Annotated in this window: 1 protein-coding gene; it reads right to left on the minus strand. The window is 48.3% G+C overall.

Going from position 1 to position 893, the window contains the following annotated elements; translation table 11 throughout:
• Positions 1-170: 170 nt before the first annotated feature.
• Positions 171-893 (minus strand): CpaF family protein (locus R7Q46_RS25725; RefSeq protein WP_318078022.1); only part of this gene is annotated, 723 nt, incomplete at its 5' end.

Genomic DNA, 893 nt, shown 5'->3' on the forward strand with positions numbered 1-893 from the left:
CTTTTTATAGCTAACATCAAAACTCTCCGAGTCGACAACCGCTCGGGAGCCAGTAACGCCCTCGAATGTATTGGACTGTTCAATGATAGACGTGATTTCTTTTTGTCTTTTCACATGACCAATAAACAGGAATAACGCGACAGCAACCCATAGTGAAATGACGATCAGCATCATGAGAACAACTCCTGAAGTGCCCCATCTAAGCCGAAGAACTTAGCTCTCTCATAAATCACAGAACGTTTAGAAAGACCTGGCGTTCGGAACTCACCTGAGATTTTTCCTTCATCGCCTACGCCATTGTTCTCAAAGCGGAAAATATCTTCCATCACCACGCTGTCCCCTTCGAGGCCAACGATCTCACTGATGAACAATATTTTACGACTACCATCATGCAGTCTTCGTACTTGGACGATCAGATCGACCGCACTCACGATAGTGCGACGAATCGCCTCAAGCGGTAGGCTTGCTGTAGCCATCATTACCATACTCTCGACACGCGCAATTGCATCACGAGGGGTGTTCGCGTGCAGTGTTGACATAGATCCATCGTGACCGGTGTTCATCGCTTGAAGCATTTCAAATGCCTCACCGCCACGACACTCACCGACGATGATTCTGTCTGGTCGCATACGAAGGGCGTTAATCACCAAATCTCGGGCGGTAATTTCACCAGTACCTTCGACGCTTGCTTGGCGCGTTTCCAAACGCACAATGTGCGGCTGCTGCAACTGAAGTTCGGCAGCATCTTCAATGGTGACAATACGTTCACCACTGCCGATAAAGCCTGACAAAGCGTTCAGTAGTGTTGTCTTACCAGAACCAGTACCACCGGAAATAAGAATGTTGCACTTGCAGTGGCTCGCAATGGAAAGTAGCTTCGCCATTTCAACGGA

This window comes from Vibrio sp. 811, assembly GCF_033339195.1.